Below are 19,288 nucleotides of genomic sequence, written 5' to 3' on the forward strand. Positions count from 1 at the left end.
AATGACAATAAAGGGGGTAGTAAAGCCGGATTTGGGATTGCCTGTCTGTCTGTAATTACTCGATCGATATTGCTCTTTCACAGAGGATACTATGGCTGCTACTGAGAAAAACGTTCTTTCGCCTGTTCAAGTTGGCCCTTATTCTTTGCCTAACCGACTGGTTATGGCTCCCTTAACTCGCAACCGGGCGGGTGCGGGTAATGTACCCGGTAAGATGAATGTAACTTATTATACTCAGCGGGCGGGTGCGGGATTAATAATTACGGAAGCTTCGCAAATTGCTCCTGAAGGCTTGGGTTATCCTCAAACACCGGGGATTTACTCGTCTGAGCAGGTGGAAGGTTGGCGACTGGTAACGGAGGCTGTGCATAGTCACGGGGGTCACATTTTCATACAATTGTGGCACGTTGGGCGGATTTCGCATCCTGACTTACAGCCGGAGGGAGCTTTGCCGGTAGCGCCAAGTGCGATCGCGCCTGAAGGGGAAGCTTCTACTTATTCTGGGCCTAAGCCTTATGTTACGCCCCGCGCTTTAGAAATTGATGAAATTCCTGGGATTGTGGAGCTATATCGTAGTGCTGCCCAAAATGCGATCGCGGCGGGTTTTGATGGGGTAGAAATCCACAGCGCTAATGGCTATTTGCTCGATCAGTTTCTTCAAGATAATGCTAACCATCGTCAAGATGCTTACGGCGGCTCGATCGAGAATCGCAGCCGTTTACTGTTGGAAGTAGTGGAAGCAGTGACGAGTGTTTGGGGTGCCGATCGAGTGGGTGTGCGCCTGTCACCTGGCGGTACTTTTAACGGTATGAACGATTCTAATCCTAAAGCTTTGTTTACTTACGTTGTTAATGCTTTGAACCGTTTTGGGCTGGCTTATTTGCACTTGGTGGAACCGAGAGCTTATGAGGGTGTGGCTGAGGAGAAGGCGAAGTTAAACACGGCCTATTTCCGTTCTATTTTCCAGGGAACGATCGTTTCGGCGGGGGGCTATAATCGGGAATTGGCTGATGCTGCGATCGCGAGGGGAGATGCGGATTTGATTGCTTTTGGCAGATGGTATATTTCTAATCCTGATTTAGCGGAAAGGTTTGCTTTGAATGTGCCTTTAAATCCTTACGATCGCTCTACTTTCTATGGGGGTGATGAGAAGGGTTACATTGATTATCCTACTCTCCAGTTACAGACTGCTAGTTAGTTGTAGGGTGGGCATTCCCTGGGACAATTTCGGTCTTTAATCGAATATTAGTAGGGAATGCCTGCTTTACAAGTTGCGATCGCCGCCAGCCAGCCAGGGGTTAAAACCCCTGTCTTATAGAGAAAGTCCTCTGAAGAGGACTAAAAACTTTTTGATCTTCAGTCGGTTTTAACCGACTTTCGCTATTAGACGGGGGTTTTAACCTCCGGCGGGTTAAGTATGAGGTGGCAAAATTATTATGAACGGGGGCGGAATCGGCGGGAAATTTTGAAAATTAAGAAGGGAATAAGTGGGACTAATCCGATGCCGATACTTAACCAAAAAGCTGCATTTGGGGAAAAGAATTTTTCAGCATTTGCGGGTGGCTTTACTTGAGTTGAACTAAAATTTATTAAATTTATTCATCTATTATCAAATCCCGGAGGAAATAAAAGCTATCGCGCTCTAAACTCTCTCCTTTAATTCGTCCTAAGTAACCTGTTAATGGTGACGAAAGTTCTATTAAAATTTCGTGCAAGTCTTCGCGAGACCACTTCTTAGGTGGCTTATACATTCCATAAGCACCGAAGAGAGCCTCAACACTGATTCTTTCATGCCCAGTATTTTCTAAATACTGTTTCAGAATTGAAATAATGTGCGATCGCAACTTAATTTCCTCTAATATTTTGTTAATGTAAGCATTAAGTTTTGCATCAGCATCTTCACCAAATAGCTGTTGCTCTAAACACGCTTTTAGCTCTAATAAATTAATCGAGCCTGGGTGTTTAGCTTTAAGTTCAACTAGCTTTTGCAATGTTTCAGGACGAATTACGTTGATGTGGTTTCCGATAGCAGTTTGCTTAGCATCTTTATTTAACTGACCAGCAGCCATAATTATCTTAATACAGGATTTGTATTTTTCCTGAAGATGCTTGTGTCCTAACTTGATAAGTTGCGCTGGTGTTCCATCAGCTACAGCTTCACTTTTAGTGGCTTTACATTCTCCCACTACTTGATAGGGAGTTTCACAGTAGAAATCTAATCCGCCAGGGCCACCGGTTAATTCTGGATCTAAACTAGCTTTTGGGTTGCTGTTAGAATTTCCAAAACCTAGCTCGATCAAACTTTTACGGCATAATTTCTCAAAGGCAATACCGTCACTAGAATTGCCAATTTTTGCAATTGTTTTAATCCAGTCTAAATCTGGAGGTGGTTGTGTTGTAGCTTTGTCGAAAGAGGCGATCGCTTCTTCATATCGCCCTAATTTATCCAGCGCCTCAGCCCGGTCATCCCAAAGACAGTCGTCGTCAAGTCTGATTTCAATAGCTTTGTCGTAAGAGGCGATCGCTTCTTCATATCGCCCTAAGTTAGCCAGCGCCCAACCCCGGTAATGCCAAGCTTCCTGGTAGTCAGGTTTGATTTCAATAATTTTGTCTAATGAGGCGATCGCTTCTTCAATTCGCCCTAAGTTATGCAGCGTAAAACCCCGGTAATGCCAAGCTTCGTGGTAGTCCGGTTTGATTTCAATAGCTTTGTCTAATGAGGCGAGCACTTCTTCATATAGCCCGAAGTCATCCAGCGCCAAACCCCGGTTATACCAAGCTTCGTGCTTGTCAGGTTTGATTTCAATAGCTTTGTCTAATGAGGCGATCGCTTCTTCATATCGCCCTAATTTATCCAGCGCCTCAGCCCGGTTCTTCCAAGCTTCGTGGTAGTCAGGTTTGATTTCAATAGCTTTGTCGCAAGAGGCGATCGCTTCTTCATATCGCCCTAAGTCATCCAGCGCCACAGCCCGGTTCTTCCAAGCTTCGTGGTAGTCAGGTTTGATTTCAATAGCTTTGTCGAAAGAGGCGAGCGCTTCTTCATTTCGCCGTAAGTTATCCAGCGCCACAGCCCCGTCATCCCAAAGAGAGTCGTCGTCAAGGTCGAAAGAGGGGATCTGAAGAAGCGATCGCCATGAGTTATACCGCGCCAAACCCCGGTAATGCCAAGCTTCGTGGTAGTCAGGTTTGATTTCAATAGCTTTGTCGCAAGAGGCGAGCGCTTCTTCATATCGCCCCAAGTTATACAGCGCCTCAGCCCGGTTCTTCCAAGCTTCGTGGTAGTCAGGTTTGATTTCAATAGCTTTGTCGCAAGAGGCGATCGCATCTTCAAATCGCCCTAAGTGTCTCAGCGCATTACCCCGGCTATTCCAAGCTTGGTGTTTGTCAGGTTTGAATTCAATCGCTTTGTCTAATGAGGCGATCGCATCTTCAAATCGCCCTAAGTGTCCCAGCATATTACCCCGGTTATACCAAGCATCGTAGTCGTCAGGTTTGAATTCAATCGCTTTGTCTAACGAGGCGATCGCTTCTTCATTTCGCCCTAAGTTAAACAGCGCCACACCCCGGTTATTCCAAGTTACGTGCTTGTCAGGTTTGATTTCAATCGCTTTGTTGTAAGAGGCGATCGCACCTTCAAAATCCCCTCTCTCATACTGCTCATTTCCCCTATCAAGCCAAGTCTTAGCATCTTGATTAAGCATCTTAAATTCCCTCTACGCCTTCTACAACTTTACGATTAATATTTCCTCCGAAACCATCCCCAACAAACACCGCCTCAATCACCTTCCGCCGCCAATCCTCCTCCGAGATTTTACTCGAAAAATAGGTGTTTTATCGCTCAGATAATTCACTAATTGCCATACTCCGGTTATGCCAAGCTTCCTGATAATCCGGTTTAATAGCTAAGGCTTTGTCAAAAGACGCGATCGCACCTTCTAAGTCTCCTAACTGTCTCAGTGCAACACCCCGGTTATGCCAAGCTTCCTGGTAATCCGGTTTAATAGCTAAGGCTTTGTCAAAAGAGGCGATCGCGTCCTCAAATCGCTCTAAGCTTTTCAGCGCAATCCCCCTATTTATCCAAGCTTCGTGCTTGTCGATTTTCAATTCAATCGCTCGATCGTAAGAGGCGATCGCGTCTTCAAATCGCCCTAAGTTTTTCAGCGCAATACCCCGATTATTCCAAGCTTCGTGCTTGTCTAACTTAAATTCAATCGCTTTGTCGTAGGAAGCGATCGCGCCTTCAAATTGCCCTAATTTTCCCAGTGCCATGCCCCGGTTATACCAAGCTTCGTGGTAGTCTGGTTTAATAACTAAAGCTTTGTCGTAAGAAGCGATCGCGCCTTCAAATCGCCCTAATTTTCCCAGTGCCACGCCCCGGTTATACCAAGCTTCGTGGTAGTCTGCTTGAATGGCTAAAGCTTTGTCAAAAGAGGCGATCGCGTCTTCAAAATCTCCTAATTTTCCCAGTGCAACGCCCCGGTTATACCAAGCTTCGTGGTAATCTGGTTGAATGGCTAAAGCTTTGTCAAAAGAGGCGATCGCTTCTCCCAATCGCCGTAAGCGATACAGCACATTACCTCGGCTATACCAAGCTTGGTACAAGTCTGGCTTAAATTCAATCCCTTTGTCGTAAGCAGCGATCGCTTCTTTAAATTGCCCTAATTCATACAACGCCTCACCCCAGTTATACCAAACTTTGTAGAAGTCAGGTTGGATGCCAATGGCTTTCTTGTAAAAGGCGATCGCACCTTCAAAATCCCCTTTTTCATATTGCAAATATCCCCGACTAAACCACTCCTCAGCCTTTTGATTAACCATGTTAATTTCCCTCTGCGTCCTCTGCACCTTTGCCGTTAATTTCTCTTCCCAAACCATCCCCAACAAACACCGCCTCAATCACCTTCCCCCGCCAATCTTCCTCAACAATTGGCAGCGGAAACTTAGCTAAAACTCTCCTGCCAAATTCCCCCGCCACACCTCCCAATTCCCCGCCGCGAATTTCACTCAACAACAGCAACCGCCGCGCCAATTCCTGATGCGATATAATAGATGGGTTATCAATTGCTAACAACCTCTCACCAAACTGCCGCAACCAAGCCGCCAACTCCGTCTCCTTAACACCTTTCACCATCAAAAACCCAGCCACATTCCCGCTGCTAGTACCCCGATCCACCTCTTCTAATAGTTGCATAAATATCGCTTCATATTCCGCATCAGTCCGGGTGAGACGCGGTGGCGCTACAGAAGTGCGACGGCTGCTATTCTCCTGGGGAAATAAGGGAAAAATAATCAGTAGTTGTTGAAATAATCGCTTGATATATTGCCAAATTTTGTTTAGCATTTGTCGCACTCTGACCGTGTAATAACTTTGATTATACTATAATATTAGATCGAAACCATCCCAATTTTCGGTACGTTGTTGCGCTTCAGCGCTGAGGGGAGGGCTAGAGCATCGACTACGTACCTTAAGATTGCATAAAGAATATGGTAAGCTCCGAGAATAAAAATCAAAGATATATTGATGCCATGACGCGATTTATTCACGATCGCTTTGCCAAAGAATACTTGGCAGAAATGCTGTCACCAATAGGCACTGTTAATATTGGTCGTGATGTCACTTCCGAAGTCCGCGAAATAGATGTTTACTTTACCCCCACTACCGTTACCCCAGAATATGTAGAAACCCTGGGAATCTTGGGAAGAATGGCAACAGCAACGGCAATTTTTGAGCCATTTCGCAACCCAGTAAGCGTCAGCGAAGTTTGTAGTTGTCTGAGTAAATTATGGGATGTCCGAGGCGAATTAGAACGACTAGCTAGAAGACAAAATACCCGCTGCGAAGAAGCAGAAATGCCCAAACTGTGGATACTCACCCCCACAGCATCAAAAGTATTGTTAGATGGGTTTAATGCCACACCCGACAACGATAATTGGATGCAGGGAATTTATTTTTTAGGGGAATATTTGCGAACCGCTATTGTCGCGATTCACGCCTTGCCAGAAACTCCCCAAACGCTATGGTTGAGAATTTTGGGTAGGGATAGAGTACAACAGCGAGCGATCGCACAGTTGAGCAGCCTCGCATTGGATGACCCGATGCGAATTAATGCGCTAGAATTATTATATCGGTTACAATCGAACTTAGTAACCGATAGCGAACAGCAATTAGACACAGAAGATCGGGAGTTAATTATGGCGATCGCACCACTTTTTCAAGAACAATTGCAACTTGCTAAACAGCAGGGTATTCAACAAGGAATCGAACAAGGAATCGAACAAGGACTACAGCAAGGTATCGAACAAGGTATTGAACAAGGTATCGAACAAGGAAGACAAGAACAACAACGCTTAATTTTAGCAAATTTTCTGCGAGAAAGATTCGGAGAACTTCCCCAGGAAATAGCAGCACTTCTCTCTTCAGTATCTACTATACCTGTGGCGGAATTTACTAAGGTCTTACTGGAAATATCCCTGCTAACAGTGGATGAAGCAGGACTACAACAGGCAGTAAGACTCTTAACAGAAAATGGAGAAAGGTAGAGGTATATCTGCTAATGGCTAATGGCTGGTAGCATGGGAATCAATACTTGGGATTATATCTTCATAACTTACGCACGTCTCGCCAGAAACCGGGTTTCTTTGTAGATTTATAGTTTACTTATGAAGATTTTTCTAAGAAACCCGGTTTCTAATTACATTACTTCAAAATCAAATAATATAACTCCCCAGTAGCATTAATTAACCCCGCCCTATCCCCCGCCCTATCCCCCGTCCCCATAAAAACATCCACTCTCCCAGGCCCTTTAATCGCTCCCCCCGTATCCTGATCTAACACATATCTACTAACAGCAATCTGGTCTAATTTACCCTCTTGATTCTGATAGGGAAGCCGAGTATTAATCAAGGCTAAAGCACCATGAGGCATCAAAGATTTATCCGTAGCAATCGAACGTTCAGGAGTTACGGGTAAACCTAAACTACCCGTCGCCGGCGCACCGTTTGTTTCTCTAAAAAACACAAAACTTTCATTGCGGGGTAAATACTTATTCATATCCCCAGGAAATTGTTGAAAATATTGAGTAAGCCTAATTAAAGTCAACTCTTCTAAAGTAAATTTTCCATCTTTAACTAACTCTCTCCCTACGCCAGTGTAAGGGCGATCGGTTTTGCTAGCATAACCAACAGTCATCACATTGCCATCAGTTAATTGCAACCTGGCAGAACCTTGAACGTGAACTAAAAAAGCTTGAAAGCGATCGCGCAACCAAACTAATTCTAACCCTCGCAATTGCGTTGCGCCCAAACCATCCGCCCCTTCTAACTGTAACCGCGTCGGGTGCGGTTTCGGCCAAGAGGCTAAATTAGGAGGTAAGCGATAAAGGGGATAGCGATATTCCGCCGTCGGTTCCCGCGAAGCGCGGTAAATTGGCTCAAAATAGCCCGTAAAACCCACAGTTCCCTTGCCATCTTTGCCGGCAGCTTGATAAAATACAAATTCTCGCTTGACAGATGCTTGTAATTGTGCAGGAGAATTAGAACTAACAACTAATTGGCGAAAACGTTGTAAAGAAAGACGAACGCGATCGCGCGTAATACCTGCGATCGCATACTTCTGATAAGCAGCAGCAGCCTTCGGCGATTGCAAATAGGCTAAACTGTAATCAATCGCAGTTAGAAGCGATCGCTTATCTCCCGGTTTACCCGCCTCGCCCCAAATTTGACCATCTAAACCTAAAATATCCGACCCGCTAACAACATCCAACCGATCTGGAGTCATCCGTTGTAGCGGCGGGACATCAGCAACAACCGCCAAAGATAAAGCAATAGGAAACAGACAGCCACAAGCGAACAGGCGGCCCAGAGAGAATATAGAATAAGGCATAAGTAGTATTCGACCTAAGTTAGAGAGATTTTGCCTTATTCGTCTACGTCTGAAAAATCAGGCCTAGAACTATAAACAGGTTCCACACGAATCGCCATCACGCTAGCAGGGCGAACCACCATATACTCATTTTCCCGATTTTTCATCGGGACATTAACAAATTCTTTAGAGTCAAATTTGGGTACAATCACCCCGCTGTACCACTTCTGAAAATCTTGCAGCGTGGCGAAACGCACCTCTTGCTGGTGGCCGCCTTCTAGCATCAAGTGGACAACAAATTCATTAGGAGCTCTGGCCATACTGATTTTAGATTTTAGAATTTAGAATGATTTTACATCTTAACCCTCAAACTCCATCAAAATATGCTGGATAGCGTACTACACCGCTAACATCCTTCAAAGCGTCGGGATAAAGTTCCGCCACCATAAACACCTCATCGGGTAATTCCAAGGAAGGAGTCAAACCAAATTGACTCGCCCTCTGAAAGCCAAAACGCTGATAATATTCGGGTTCACCTACAACCACAACAATACCGTGACCCAACTCGCGACATTTTGATAAACCAAATTCTACCAACTGGCTACCAATGCCTTGTCTTTGGCGTTGTGGGGCGACGGCTAGGGGGGCGAGGGCGAGGGCTGGAAATGTGCGATCGCGCCCTTCAATAGCGAGACTGGTAAAGAGAATATGCGCGATCGCCTCCCCATCCTCCCAGCCCACCAGCGACAATTCGGGGATAAAATTGGGGTAATTGTGGATTACCTCTACCAAATCCGCCTCACCGATCCCGCCGAAAGCCGCTATCAGCAAAGCGCGAATCGCCGTTACATCCGTATCTGTTTCAGCAGCAAAAGATAACATAGACTTTGTATTGCATAACACGGTTTTGACACTAGGGCTTAAAATAGTTTGGACTTAGCGTGAATCCTGTCCAACTAACGATACCAACCTATGCCCCGCCGCCAAGACTTAAAAAAAATACTGCTGATTGGTTCTGGCCCTATCGTCATAGGCCAAGCGTGCGAGTTCGACTATTCGGGCACGCAAGCTTGCAAAGCCTTGCGAGAAGAAGGGTTTCAAGTGGTGCTAGTGAACTCCAATCCTGCCACCATTATGACCGATCCAGAAACCGCCGAACGCACCTACATCGAACCCTTAACCCCAGAAATCCTTGAGAAAATCATCGCTAAAGAACGACCTCAAGCCATTTTACCAACAATGGGCGGTCAAACAGCACTAAATTTAGCAGTTGCCGTTGCTAAAAACGGCGTTTTGGAAAAATACGGCGTTGAATTAATTGGTGCGAAATTGCCAGCAATTGAAATGGCAGAAGATCGGTTGCTATTTAAAGAAGCAATGGCGCGAATCGGCGTTCCCGTTTGCCCTTCAGGAATTGCGTGTAATCTCGATGAAGCCAGGGCGATCGGTCACGAAATCGGCAGTTTCCCATTAATTATCCGTCCTGCTTTCACAATGGGCGGCACAGGTGGCGGCATTTCTTATAACCAAGAAGAATTTGAAGAAATGGCCCAAGGCGGCATCGATGCTAGCCCCGTTTCGCAAATTTTGATCGAACAATCTTTAATCGGCTGGAAAGAATACGAATTAGAAGTAATGCGGGATTTAGCAGATAATGTAGTCATTATCTGTTCCATCGAAAACCTCGATCCGATGGGCATTCACACCGGAGATTCGATTACCGTCGCCCCGGCCCAAACCCTCACAGATAAAGAATATCAACGCCTTCGCGATGCCTCAATTAAAATTATCCGCGAAATTGGCGTAGAAACTGGCGGGTCTAACATTCAATTTGCTGTTAATCCCGTTAACGGCGAATTTATTGTGATTGAAATGAACCCTCGCGTTAGCCGTTCCTCTGCTTTAGCCTCGAAAGCAACGGGCTTTCCTATTGCTAAAATGGCAGCGAAATTAGCAGTAGGTTACAGTCTAGATGAAATCCCTAACGACATCACCAAGAAAACACCCGCATCCTTTGAGCCCACTATCGATTATGTGGTGACAAAAATCCCCCGCTTTGCCTTTGAAAAGTTCCCCGGTTCGGAACCAACTTTGACTACACAAATGAAGTCAGTCGGGGAAGTTATGGCAATTGGGCGGACGTTTTGCGAATCCTTCCAAAAAGCACTGCGGGGATTAGAAACTGGTCGTGCCGGTTGGGGTTGCGACAAACAAGAAAAGTTACCTTCCCTAGAACAAATTCGCGCCGGATTGCGGACACCAAACCCAGAAAGAATCTTTACTGTCCGCCACGCAATGATGATGGGGATGACAGTAGAAGAAATCTACGAACTTACAGGAATTGACCATTGGTTTCTGGATAAATTTGTGCAGTTACTCGAAACCGAGAAGTTCCTGAAACGCACGCCACTACAGCAGTTGACTAAAGACTTAATGTTTGAAGTCAAGCAATTAGGATTTAGCGATCGCCAAATTGCTTACGCTCAAAAAACCACAGAAGATGAAGTCCGAACCTACCGCAAAAAGTTAGGCGTAATCCCGATTTACAAAACCGTTGATACCTGCGCGGCTGAGTTTGAAGCCTTTACCCCTTATTACTATTCTACCTACGAATTAGGCGCGGCAATCTGGGAATTAGGCGACGAACAAAAGCAAATTTCTGCTGCTGCTCAAAGTTTAACTCCAGAGTCGGAAGTTTTGCCTTCTGAGAAGCGAAAGGTGATGATTTTAGGCGGCGGGCCAAACCGGATCGGACAGGGGATTGAGTTTGACTATTGTTGTTGTCACGCTTCCTTCTCTCTGGGTGATGACGGGTTTGAAACCATCATGGTTAACTCGAACCCAGAGACAGTTTCGACCGACTACGATACTAGCGATCGCCTCTATTTTGAACCCTTGACCAAAGAAGATGTTCTTAACATCATCGAAGCTGAAGATCCAGAGGGAGTTATCATTCAGTTTGGCGGACAAACACCGCTAAAATTAGCAGTTCCTCTGCAAAAAGCTCTGACTAACCATCCTTCAGTCAAGACAAAAATTTGGGGAACTTCCCCTGATTCTATCGACACTGCGGAAGACAGGGAACGATTTGAGAAAATCCTGCGGGAGTTGAACATTCAACAGGCGGCTAACGGTATGGCCCGCAGTTTTGAGGATGCTTTAATAGTAGCTCAACGCATTGGTTATCCTGTCGTAGTGCGGCCGAGTTATGTATTAGGCGGACGGGCAATGGAAATCGTCTATTCTGATGTAGAATTGGAACGGTATATGATGTTTGCCGTCCATGTCGAACCAGATCACCCGATTTTGATTGACAAGTTTTTAGAGAATGCGATCGAGGTAGATGTAGACGCGATCGCAGATACTACTGGTAATGTCGTCATCGGCGGGATTATGGAACACATCGAAGAGGCGGGTATTCACTCAGGCGACTCCGCTTGTTCGATTCCTACGCAAACACTTTCACTAGCAGCTTTAGCAACAATTCGCGGCTGGACTGTTGAACTCGCAAAGGCCCTGAAAGTGATCGGATTAATGAATATCCAATTTGCTGTTCAAGGGGAACAAGTTTACATCATCGAAGCTAATCCCCGCGCTTCTCGGACAGTACCTTTTGTATCGAAAGCAATTGGAGTTCCCCTAGCCAAAATTGCCTCGCGGGTGATGTCTGGTAAAACTTTGGTAGATTTAGGATTTACTAAAGAAATTATCCCAGTTCACGTTGCAGTAAAAGAGGCGGTTTTACCCTTTGCGAAGTTCCCCGGAACTGATACCCTGTTAGGGCCTGAAATGCGCTCTACAGGCGAAGTCATGGGTATTGACACAGATTTTGGTAAAGCCTTTGCAAAAGCTCAATTAGGCGCAGGACAGGTTTTGCCACTATCGGGAACAGTATTTGTATCGATGCGCGATCGCGATAAAATTGCAGTGGTTCCAGTTGTCAAAGAGTTCTTGGAATTGGGATTCAACGTAGTAGCAACGGAAGGAACCCGCAAAGTTTTGCGAGAACAGGGTGTAAAGGTAGGTTTAGAGTTGAAACTTCACGAAGGCCGGCCTAATTTGTTGGATTCAATTAAAAATGAGAAAATCCAACTAATTATTACTACTCCTTCCGGTGAAGAATCGCGGGCCGATGGGATTTTCATTCGCCGTACTGCTTTGGCTTATAAAATCCCGATCATTACCACAATTGCTGGTGCAAAAGCGACTGCGGCCGCCATTCGTTCGCTGAAGTCTCACTCGCTAGAGGTGAAGGCAATTCAGGATTATTCCTTCTAATTTTGTTAACCGTTAACCGTTAACCGTTAACCGTTAACGGCCAATAATTTCAGATTCCTGATGAGAATCTAAAAGACCGCTGGATAGCATGAGTCTTGGCCAAATTAATAGGAAAAATCCCATCCATATTAATAGAGGTATAGAGACAATAACTGTTATCCAGACGGTTTTGAACAAAAACCAACTGCCAGAAATTAGAGTAATACCTGTTAACAAAATTGACCAAGGCTGGCACCACCAAGGCTTATAGTCCCAAGCACTAACAGACTTTTTTTCTGATTCTTTCATAATTAACCTTAGATTGATTTGCGTACATTTGCGGTAAAAAAATTAGGCCTTACGCAAAGAAACCGGGTTTCTCTGAAAAATCAAAGATTCGACTAGATATCTATGAAGAAACCCGGTTTCTGACCTCAACGTGCGTAAGTCCTGAAAATATTAACTGCCTCTTAATTTCTCAACAAAATCTCCATGTTCTGCACTCGCTAAACCCTGCTGTAACACAGCCAAAACCTCAGCTAAATTCCCCTCTAACATTGCTGATACTGCTAACCACAAACCAGGGAAAACCTGACTCCTAATTATTCCGGTGGCATCCGGTTCTAACAGAATATATTCACCTTCATTTAGTTGAAACCAATCAATTCTATTATTATAAATCTTCCAGACCAAATACTCCTGTACTCCATTGCGGCGGTACATCCTTAACTTATCATGGGAATCGTAAGATGCAGTGCTAGCCGATATTTCCACAACTAATTCAGGAGCACCCTCTACATAGCCATCCTCACTAATAGATGAATTGCCACCTGATGCTATTCGTAATAGTGCATCTGGCTGTGGTTCATTCTCCAAATCTAGGCGAGTAGTGGCATTGTCAGCCAAATCAACTGCTGGGGTTGCGGCCCAATAATTACCCAACCAAGTCATAATTTGAGCGTGTTGTCTGCCATGTCTATCAATCCGAACTGGCGAACCCATGTATACTACTCCCTCAATTAATTCAGCTTTTTTTAGTTCTGGCATTGCATGATAACGCCGCTCAAATTCAGGCCGAGTCAAGCGATCGCCATTTTCTAAAGGCAGCACTTCAATTGATGTTTTGCCGGAGTTTTGATTCGTGGGAATCTCCAAAGGTGATGGCATATAAATAACTCCCATTTAAAATCTAATAATCACAAATTATGACCGCAACTCGAACAAAAGCGATCGCTTTCTCCCACAGCCGCGCCACATTGCGGACAAAAACGCTTTCCAGAAACTCCCTGCGTCCCCATCTGCATTGACATATTACCCATCTGCATCTGCATGGGGTTCATCTTCATCGGTGTCATCGGCTTCATGGGTTCCATTGGTTTCATCGGTGTCATCGGCCGCATAGTATTATCATTAGGCCCCGCTTCCATAGTCACCTGCACAAGTGCGATCGCCTCCCCTTCACTCAACTCTGGCATCGCACTTAAAACACTCATCCCATTACCTTGTACCATCACAAATTGCGGCCCTGACTGCGATTCCAACCGCAAAACTATCCCCGATGCAGTGCTAAATGCCGTTGGCGGCATCACCCACCTACCCGTCTGAAAACTACTGCTTGCTTGTTGCTGTTGGCCGGGGCCGCTATTCGATAAGGTAATGACAGTCTGCATTCCCGGATTTTCAATGTAAAGCTTTTGACCTCTACCCAGGTCGCATAAATAAGCCATGATTTTAAGGTCTGATTGTTTAATTAATATTGTAGGCGATCGCGCATTACCTGCGAAGCCCATTTATGTATATTATCAATTTAGAGAAAAGCGATTAATTACTTCAAATTAGGGTTTGCAGATATCAGTAGTTTATGCTACAAAAAGCTGCAAAACCCCAAAAGTGGGATCGCTAGTACAACAGAAAAGTAATTAGGATAAATACCATGCGGTTTGATTCTTACGATCCGGGTGACTTCTATGATGAACTCTTTGCAGCTATTGGACAACCCCGCCCGGAAGCTACACTTTTAATAGAAAGAATTCACTCTCTAACTGAAGGGGAGCTCCAACGGCGACAGCAGGCCGCACAAAATGCCTTAGTGAAGTTGGGAGCAACTTTCAATGTTTATGGTAACAATAAAGGGACAGAGCAAATATTCCCGTTTGATGTAATTCCACGCATTGTTTCAGCCTCCGAATGGAGTTGGATAGAACAAGGACTTAAGCAGAGAATTCACGCCCTAAATCTATTCCTAACAGATATTTACGGCGAACAGAAAATTATCAAAGATGGTATCATTCCCGCCGATTTAATCGAGTCGGCTACAGGTTATCTCAAACCTTGCATCGGATTGAAACCACCAGGCGGAATTTGGTGTCATATTACAGGCACAGATTTAGTGCGCGATAAAGATGGGAAATGGTATGTCCTTGAAGATAATATGCGCTGTCCTTCCGGCATTTCCTACGTTTTGGAAAACCGCCGCGTCATGAAAAGCACTTTTCCCCAAGTGTTCGCCAGATTGGGCATTCAACCTGTGGATGATTATCCCAGTCATTTGTTAGAAACTCTCCTAAATTTAGCACCTTCAAACCTACAAAATCCCAACGTAGTAGTGCTGACTCCCGGCATTTACAACTCTGCTTATTTTGAGCATTCATTTCTCGCACAACAGATGGGAGTTGAGTTAGTTGAAGGTCGAGATTTAGTAGTAGCTGACGGCTACGTGCAAATGCGAACTACTAAAGGTTTGCAGCGAGTAGATGTGATTTATCGCCGCATTGATGATGACTTTATTGACCCCTTGGCTTTCCGTTCTACCTCAATGTTAGGAGTGCCGGGATTAATGGAAGTTTATCGTAACGGTCGCGTTGCTCTTGCTAATGCTTTGGGTACGGGAGTTGCAGATGATAAGGTTATCTATGCTTATGTTCCGCAAATAATTAAGTATTACTTGGGAGAGGAACAAATGTTGTCAAATGTCCCAACTTATGTTTGTTGGGAAGAGGAGCAATTAGAATATGTGGTGGCAAATCTAGATAAGCTTGTAGTGAAAGCAGCAAATGAATCTGGCGGCTATGGGATGTTAGTAGGGACGCATTCTACTCCTGAACAAAGGGAAGATTTTGCTCATAGGATTCGGGAAAATCCCCGGAATTATATTGCCCAACCCACCCTTTGTTTATCGCGAGTTCCTACTATTATTGGCGAGGATTTTGAAGGTTGTCACGTAGATTTGCGACCTTATATTCTCTATGGTCAAGATATTTATGTGCATCCAGGTGGCTTAACTCGTGTGGCTTTGAAGCGTGGATCGCTTGTGGTAAACTCTTCTCAGGGTGGCGGGAGTAAGGATACTTGGGTTTTGTGTCAGTAGACATTTAAATTCTGTAGGGGCTAGCTGAAAACTAGCCTTAGTTTACACTTCTAGTTTTTTTAGAAATACTAAAGTTAATTCTCATTTAAAAGGAGGAATTGCAGATGGTAAACCTACCCGCATAAAGCAACGAGCAAAGGCTTGAGAAAAATGTTCCAAAAAAGGTGATTTCAGTCGCCAACGCTGACCTAATTTAGTTGCATATTTCTCGACATATTCATAAGGCAAACTATATATTTCACCGAAATCGACAACTAAAGCGTCTCGGTTGTTACCTGGATCGATTGGTGATGCCAGCAGATACAAGGCTTCTAGTCTACCTCTGCGAACCTCTTCCCATTTTCCCTTTTTAGTAAATGCTGGATTAATTCTCTCAAACTCCGTGAGCGAATAAATGGGGCTTAATGTAACTAAACGTACTTTTTTGTTCTCAAGGTCACAACTTTGTGTCAAAATAATTAGATCTAATTCTCTCACTTCTACATTAACATCTTGGATTTCATTATTTTCAGCAAAAGTAGTGGGATCGAAGACTGGCCAAGGCACAAGACATCTCGGCAAGTAATCACCCTGCCTAATTGCTGGCTCATTTACTTCCACCCAAAAAGGTTCTATACTCATTCGTCGTCTAGTGGATACTTCCGAGGTTCTCCACGCCCTTTGAACTGACAACGCATACGGACGGTAAAAGAACGATTTGGAGGCACTGGGCGGTAAGTGAATTCGCTAGTATCTTCCGCAGTATCTATCAATTCTTGCTCAATAACTTTAATATTTTCCCACTGCTCTAAAACTCCATCAATAGCTGTTAAATCCCACAAAATCTTTTCAGTTACCTCAGCAACTTTTTGCCTTTCTGGGCTTTGCAGTTCTGGTGTAACTCTTGATTCTGGTACTAATACTCGCGGAGCTTTTTTAATTCCGTTAGGAGGTTCTAAGCAAATTGCTGGCATCAGTTAATCAACTCCCTCATTTTATCAGTGATACAAGCTTCAAAAACTTGATCTGTTCGGTTATGTAGTTGTTCCAAAAAATCCCAAATCACCGCTTCATCATTTGGTATATCGATCTCTCGAAATAGGTCGATGTCCAAGAGAACAGAAACCACATCTGACTTAGGTGGAGGAATTATCGCCTCATTGAGTACGAGCATTCCCTTGAGCTTTTCTTGGGGAATTTGTAGTTGCATGAAATAGCCACTTAGACCTTCAGGCAAGTCCGGTGAAACTTCCGGTACAGTCCGCAGGTAGTCTTTAAAATCATCAAATGGTAAAGGTAAATCCAGCCGATTAATGTATCTAACTGCTAACTTAGTAATGGCTTTTGGCTTGGCGACTGACCGATAAATGTTCCAAAGTCGCTTTGCTTCATCTCTGAATGTTTCCCAACAGTCGTAGGGAGCAAGCCTAATGAAACTGAAGCCATCCATGCGAGCCTGAAAGCTCTGCTTTTGGTCACTGCTCACAAACCCAGAACCTATCTGGTATTGACTTGCTGTAGCCTCAACACTAGCCCCTACCACCATTTGCCCGTGGGCAATCAATAGTTCCTGACGTATAGGGTAGTCAACCTCTATGTTAGAATGCAGTCGTGTCAAGGTTTCGAGTGTCACTTCATCAGGAAGATCAACCCGCACGTCAATCACTGCTTCGGCGATCGGTGGTTGTGAGTAGTGTTTTCGTAGCTCCATACCAGTGATTGTATTACGAATAACTGGCGACGCGATCGCACCATCATATACTACAATCGTAGTATAGCAGAACACCTGCGTCTGTTTATAAGCGAACTTAACAGATAAACCTACTTAGCGCGATCGCACAGAGCAACCAATGGATAGAATTACTGTAGAATCCAGATTAATATTACTAGCTTTAGTAGGAAGTCAAGCCTATGGGACTTCTACACCACAGTCTGATTTTGACTATAAAGGCGTATTTATCGCTCCCAAAGAATACTACCTTGGATTTAAAACTTTCGAGCAGAAAGATACAGGCTGGGATGTAGAACCAGGAACGGGTTTGTATCCCATGCTCGATACTGTCAAAGACTGTACAATCTACGAACTCAGAAAGTTTTTATCCCTAGTTGGTAACAATAATCCCAACATTTTAGAAACTATTTGGATGGATAGAGAATTTTACGCCTATCTGTCTCCGGCGGGTGAAAAGCTAATTTCTTATCGCTCCGCTTTCTTGTCTCAAAAAGTTAGAACATCTTTTGCTGGCTACGCTTACGCTCAAATCAAACGGGTGGAAAATCATCGAAAATGGTTGCTAAATCCTCCGCCGAGAAAACCTGTCCCTCAAGATTTCGGACTAGATGACGAGAATTATAAGCCATTAAATAAGACAGAAATTAATGCTTTTCTGGAATTTCTGTATATGCTAGTTCGTGACTGCATCGAATTTCTAGAGCCGTCAGAAGAATTGAGAAATTTGCTGCTTGAAAAAATTGACTATAAAGGTATCCTCAAACAGCGACCAATTCCAGAGGAATTACTGCCACAAGTTCAACAATATACGAGAGCTACCAATGATTTTATTAGGTTACTGCACATCTCTCAAGCTTATCGTCAGGCTCTCGGTGAATGGGAAGCTTACAAAAAGTGGAATGTCGAAAGAAATGTAGATAGAAAAGCTTTAGAGAGCAAATGTGGCTATGATTCAAAACATACTTCCCATTGCATTCGTTTGTTGCGGATGGGGATAGAAATCCTGAGAGATGGGGAACTGAATGTTAATCGCAAAAAAGTAGGAGATAGCGGATATTTGCTTTCTATCAGAAATGGAGATGTTACTTATGAAGAAGTGAAAGAAATCGCTAGCTCACTTTTTGAAGAAATCAAAACCATCAAATCTTCTCTACCAGAAAATGTGGATAAAGAATTTCTTAACGAAGTTTGCGTTGAGTTGGTAGAAATGGCTGGTTTTAAGTAGAAGGAAGAAGGAAGAAGGAAGAAGGATTTAGTTATCTAGGAGAGAAGGAAGAAGTAAAGAAAGCATAACTTACTAATTCTTTATAATTATTTTTCCTTCTTCCTTGATTTTTATCCTTCATTTAATTGCTTAAAAGAACCTTCAGATTTAACTTGTTTGTGCAAACTAATTTGGTCGCCGACTTGATAGCCAGAATAAAAGCCAGATTCGCTGCTAATTTGAGAACCAGAACGAACTTTAACTTTTACACCCTGCTGTTCTAAATAGTTGCTAATATCTTGCTGATTTTTCTCAAACATCGATCTGACTACAATAGCTGGAGTCGCTGCTACATCTCCTGAACCAGGAATTCCTGAATTTTTTAGTTCTTCTTTTTGGATTAATAGCCTTTGGCTTAACCGCGTCGCACACCCCACTCGAAAAGCATTTAGATAAGCCAATCCCCGACCATTTCCTTTGCGATATTTAGCACGCCGCTCAATGGCTTGAGCTAAGTATTCATAAAGGTATTGACACGCTGCGATATTAGTAGGTGTTCCCACTAAAAACATATAGCCGGTATAACTATTTCGCATTGCTTCGCAGCCATTAGCTTCAGCAATTCCAGAGAGTAATGTCATTTTCCAAGTGACATAACGAGGCGTTGTTTCGACAGAGTTTTGAATTATTTTTTCTTGCTCTGAAGTACCTAAATCAGCTAAGCTGAGATTGTATTGTGCTAATAGTAGAGATGCTTTTTCTGCGGCGGCTGTCGCTTCGTTCTCGTTAGAAGAAGTTGCGAGAGACAATAGTTTTTTGATTTTATCAAGCGTACTTTTGTCGGTCATTTTGCTAATGGCTAATGGGTAATGGCTAATGGCTAATGGC

19 protein-coding genes are annotated in these 19,288 nt (G+C 44.0%); 6 read left to right on the top strand and 13 right to left on the bottom strand.

The annotated features are described in order from the left end of the window. Window positions 1–91 precede the first annotated feature (91 nt). A complete protein-coding gene (locus PN499_RS14130) occupies window positions 92–1,198 on the top strand; it encodes an alkene reductase (RefSeq protein WP_272032604.1) in 1,107 nt (368 codons plus the stop codon). A gap of 219 nt (window positions 1,199–1,417) precedes the next feature. Beyond that, entirely contained in the window at window positions 1,418–1,573 is a 156-nt protein-coding gene (locus PN499_RS14135; RefSeq protein WP_272032605.1) for a hypothetical protein, read from the top strand. Window positions 1,574–1,595: 22 nt separating this feature from the next. Here the strand turns inward: PN499_RS14135 and PN499_RS14140 are convergent, their stop codons facing one another. From PN499_RS14140 to PN499_RS14150, 3 genes are all read right to left on the bottom strand, one after another. After that, window positions 1,596–3,701, bottom strand: coding sequence for a tetratricopeptide repeat protein (locus tag PN499_RS14140; RefSeq protein ID WP_272032606.1), 2,106 nt, complete (start codon window positions 3,699–3,701; stop codon window positions 1,596–1,598). Between the two features lie 130 nt (window positions 3,702–3,831). Continuing rightward, the gene (locus PN499_RS14145; RefSeq protein WP_272032607.1) at window positions 3,832–4,818 is read right to left on the bottom strand and encodes a tetratricopeptide repeat protein; all 987 of its coding nucleotides are present in this window, start codon (window positions 4,816–4,818) and stop codon (window positions 3,832–3,834) included. Between the two features lies 1 nt (window position 4,819). Continuing rightward, on the bottom strand, window positions 4,820–5,341 hold the full coding sequence (locus PN499_RS14150; protein ID WP_272032609.1) for a hypothetical protein: 522 nt from the start codon (window positions 5,339–5,341) through the stop codon (window positions 4,820–4,822). A gap of 185 nt (window positions 5,342–5,526) precedes the next feature. Here PN499_RS14150 and PN499_RS14155 point away from each other — a divergent pair, with 185 nt between their 5' ends. Continuing rightward, the gene (locus PN499_RS14155; protein ID WP_272032636.1) at window positions 5,527–6,540 is read left to right on the top strand and encodes an RpnC/YadD family protein; all 1,014 of its coding nucleotides are present in this window, start codon (window positions 5,527–5,529) and stop codon (window positions 6,538–6,540) included. Window positions 6,541–6,697: 157 nt separating this feature from the next. Here the strand turns inward: PN499_RS14155 and mltA are convergent, their stop codons facing one another. From mltA to PN499_RS14170, 3 genes are read right to left on the bottom strand one after another with little or no spacing between them, the layout of a single operon-like run. Beyond that, window positions 6,698–7,882: a murein transglycosylase A gene (gene mltA, locus PN499_RS14160; RefSeq protein WP_272032610.1), complete on the bottom strand. Its 1,185-nt coding sequence runs from the start codon at window positions 7,880–7,882 to the stop codon at window positions 6,698–6,700. 35 nt (window positions 7,883–7,917) lie between these two features. After that, window positions 7,918–8,181, bottom strand: coding sequence for a hypothetical protein (locus PN499_RS14165; protein WP_272032611.1), 264 nt, complete (start codon window positions 8,179–8,181; stop codon window positions 7,918–7,920). 46 nt (window positions 8,182–8,227) lie between these two features. Beyond that, on the bottom strand, window positions 8,228–8,743 hold the full coding sequence (locus tag PN499_RS14170) for a GNAT family N-acetyltransferase (protein ID WP_272032612.1): 516 nt from the start codon (window positions 8,741–8,743) through the stop codon (window positions 8,228–8,230). 90 nt (window positions 8,744–8,833) lie between these two features. On the opposite strand from PN499_RS14170, the gene carB reads away from it, so the two are divergent. Further along, on the top strand, window positions 8,834–12,139 hold the full coding sequence (gene carB, locus PN499_RS14175; protein ID WP_272032613.1) for a carbamoyl-phosphate synthase large subunit: 3,306 nt from the start codon (window positions 8,834–8,836) through the stop codon (window positions 12,137–12,139). Window positions 12,140–12,172: 33 nt separating this feature from the next. Here carB and PN499_RS14180 read toward each other — a convergent pair whose 3' ends face one another. The 3 genes from PN499_RS14180 to PN499_RS14190 all read right to left on the bottom strand — a co-directional run bounded on the left by PN499_RS14180 (window position 12,173) and on the right by PN499_RS14190 (window position 13,845). After that, on the bottom strand, window positions 12,173–12,427 hold the full coding sequence (locus tag PN499_RS14180; protein WP_272032614.1) for a DUF6737 family protein: 255 nt from the start codon (window positions 12,425–12,427) through the stop codon (window positions 12,173–12,175). A 150-nt stretch (window positions 12,428–12,577) separates the two neighbouring features. Next, window positions 12,578–13,285, bottom strand: coding sequence for a Uma2 family endonuclease (locus tag PN499_RS14185; RefSeq protein ID WP_272032615.1), 708 nt, complete (start codon window positions 13,283–13,285; stop codon window positions 12,578–12,580). Window positions 13,286–13,314: 29 nt separating this feature from the next. Further along, complete coding sequence (locus PN499_RS14190; protein ID WP_272032637.1) at window positions 13,315–13,845, bottom strand: zinc ribbon domain-containing protein; 531 nt, start codon at window positions 13,843–13,845, stop codon at window positions 13,315–13,317. Between the two features lie 206 nt (window positions 13,846–14,051). Here PN499_RS14190 and PN499_RS14195 point away from each other — a divergent pair, with 206 nt between their 5' ends. After that, window positions 14,052–15,485 carry a circularly permuted type 2 ATP-grasp protein gene (locus PN499_RS14195; RefSeq protein ID WP_272032616.1) on the top strand — a complete coding sequence of 478 codons (1,434 nt, stop codon included), beginning with the start codon at window positions 14,052–14,054 and terminating at the stop codon, window positions 15,483–15,485. Window positions 15,486–15,566: 81 nt separating this feature from the next. Here PN499_RS14195 and PN499_RS14200 read toward each other — a convergent pair whose 3' ends face one another. From PN499_RS14200 to PN499_RS14210, 3 genes are read right to left on the bottom strand one after another with little or no spacing between them, the layout of a single operon-like run. Next, entirely contained in the window at window positions 15,567–16,106 is a 540-nt protein-coding gene (locus PN499_RS14200) for a hypothetical protein (RefSeq protein ID WP_272032617.1), read from the bottom strand. Then, window positions 16,103–16,438 (bottom strand): hypothetical protein, encoded by a 336-nt coding sequence (locus PN499_RS14205; protein WP_272032619.1) that lies wholly within the window; start codon window positions 16,436–16,438, stop codon window positions 16,103–16,105. Before PN499_RS14205 ends, PN499_RS14200 begins: the two co-directional genes overlap by 4 nt. Then, entirely contained in the window at window positions 16,438–17,250 is an 813-nt protein-coding gene (locus PN499_RS14210) for a TIGR04255 family protein (RefSeq protein WP_272032620.1), read from the bottom strand. Before PN499_RS14210 ends, PN499_RS14205 begins: the two co-directional genes overlap by 1 nt. 64 nt (window positions 17,251–17,314) lie before the next feature. Here PN499_RS14210 and PN499_RS14215 point away from each other — a divergent pair, with 64 nt between their 5' ends. Further along, on the top strand, window positions 17,315–18,421 hold the full coding sequence (locus PN499_RS14215) for a DNA polymerase beta superfamily protein (protein ID WP_007357938.1): 1,107 nt from the start codon (window positions 17,315–17,317) through the stop codon (window positions 18,419–18,421). A 110-nt stretch (window positions 18,422–18,531) separates the two neighbouring features. On the opposite strand, the gene PN499_RS14220 is transcribed toward PN499_RS14215, so the two are convergent. Then, window positions 18,532–19,248, bottom strand: a complete 717-nt coding sequence (locus tag PN499_RS14220; protein ID WP_272032622.1) for a DUF2786 domain-containing protein — start codon at window positions 19,246–19,248, stop codon at window positions 18,532–18,534. Window positions 19,249–19,288 lie beyond the last annotated feature (40 nt).

Source organism: Kamptonema animale CS-326, assembly GCF_028330895.1.
Lineage (GTDB): Bacteria > Cyanobacteriota > Cyanobacteriia > Cyanobacteriales > Microcoleaceae > Kamptonema > Kamptonema formosum.

What these genes read in the sequence shown, in the direction of transcription:
- PN499_RS14130 (WP_272032604.1), top strand. Translation starts at nt 92, where the DNA reads ATGGCTGCTACTGAGAAAAACGTTCTTTCGCCTGTTCAAGTTGGCCCT.
- PN499_RS14135 (WP_272032605.1), top strand. Translation starts at nt 1,418, where the DNA reads ATGAGGTGGCAAAATTATTATGAACGGGGGCGGAATCGGCGGGAAATT.
- PN499_RS14140 (WP_272032606.1), bottom strand. Translation starts at nt 3,701, where the DNA reads ATGCTTAATCAAGATGCTAAGACTTGGCTTGATAGGGGAAATGAGCAG.
- PN499_RS14145 (WP_272032607.1), bottom strand. Translation starts at nt 4,818, where the DNA reads ATGGTTAATCAAAAGGCTGAGGAGTGGTTTAGTCGGGGATATTTGCAA.
- PN499_RS14150 (WP_272032609.1), bottom strand. Translation starts at nt 5,341, where the DNA reads ATGCTAAACAAAATTTGGCAATATATCAAGCGATTATTTCAACAACTA.
- PN499_RS14155 (WP_272032636.1), top strand. Translation starts at nt 5,527, where the DNA reads ATGACGCGATTTATTCACGATCGCTTTGCCAAAGAATACTTGGCAGAA.
- mltA (WP_272032610.1), bottom strand. Translation starts at nt 7,882, where the DNA reads ATGCCTTATTCTATATTCTCTCTGGGCCGCCTGTTCGCTTGTGGCTGT.
- PN499_RS14165 (WP_272032611.1), bottom strand. Translation starts at nt 8,181, where the DNA reads ATGGCCAGAGCTCCTAATGAATTTGTTGTCCACTTGATGCTAGAAGGC.
- PN499_RS14170 (WP_272032612.1), bottom strand. Translation starts at nt 8,743, where the DNA reads ATGTTATCTTTTGCTGCTGAAACAGATACGGATGTAACGGCGATTCGC.
- carB (WP_272032613.1), top strand. Translation starts at nt 8,834, where the DNA reads ATGCCCCGCCGCCAAGACTTAAAAAAAATACTGCTGATTGGTTCTGGC.
- PN499_RS14180 (WP_272032614.1), bottom strand. Translation starts at nt 12,427, where the DNA reads ATGAAAGAATCAGAAAAAAAGTCTGTTAGTGCTTGGGACTATAAGCCT.
- PN499_RS14185 (WP_272032615.1), bottom strand. Translation starts at nt 13,285, where the DNA reads ATGCCATCACCTTTGGAGATTCCCACGAATCAAAACTCCGGCAAAACA.
- PN499_RS14190 (WP_272032637.1), bottom strand. Translation starts at nt 13,845, where the DNA reads ATGGCTTATTTATGCGACCTGGGTAGAGGTCAAAAGCTTTACATTGAA.
- PN499_RS14195 (WP_272032616.1), top strand. Translation starts at nt 14,052, where the DNA reads ATGCGGTTTGATTCTTACGATCCGGGTGACTTCTATGATGAACTCTTT.
- PN499_RS14200 (WP_272032617.1), bottom strand. Translation starts at nt 16,106, where the DNA reads ATGAGTATAGAACCTTTTTGGGTGGAAGTAAATGAGCCAGCAATTAGG.
- PN499_RS14205 (WP_272032619.1), bottom strand. Translation starts at nt 16,438, where the DNA reads ATGCCAGCAATTTGCTTAGAACCTCCTAACGGAATTAAAAAAGCTCCG.
- PN499_RS14215 (WP_007357938.1), top strand. Translation starts at nt 17,315, where the DNA reads ATGGATAGAATTACTGTAGAATCCAGATTAATATTACTAGCTTTAGTA.
- PN499_RS14220 (WP_272032622.1), bottom strand. Translation starts at nt 19,248, where the DNA reads ATGACCGACAAAAGTACGCTTGATAAAATCAAAAAACTATTGTCTCTC.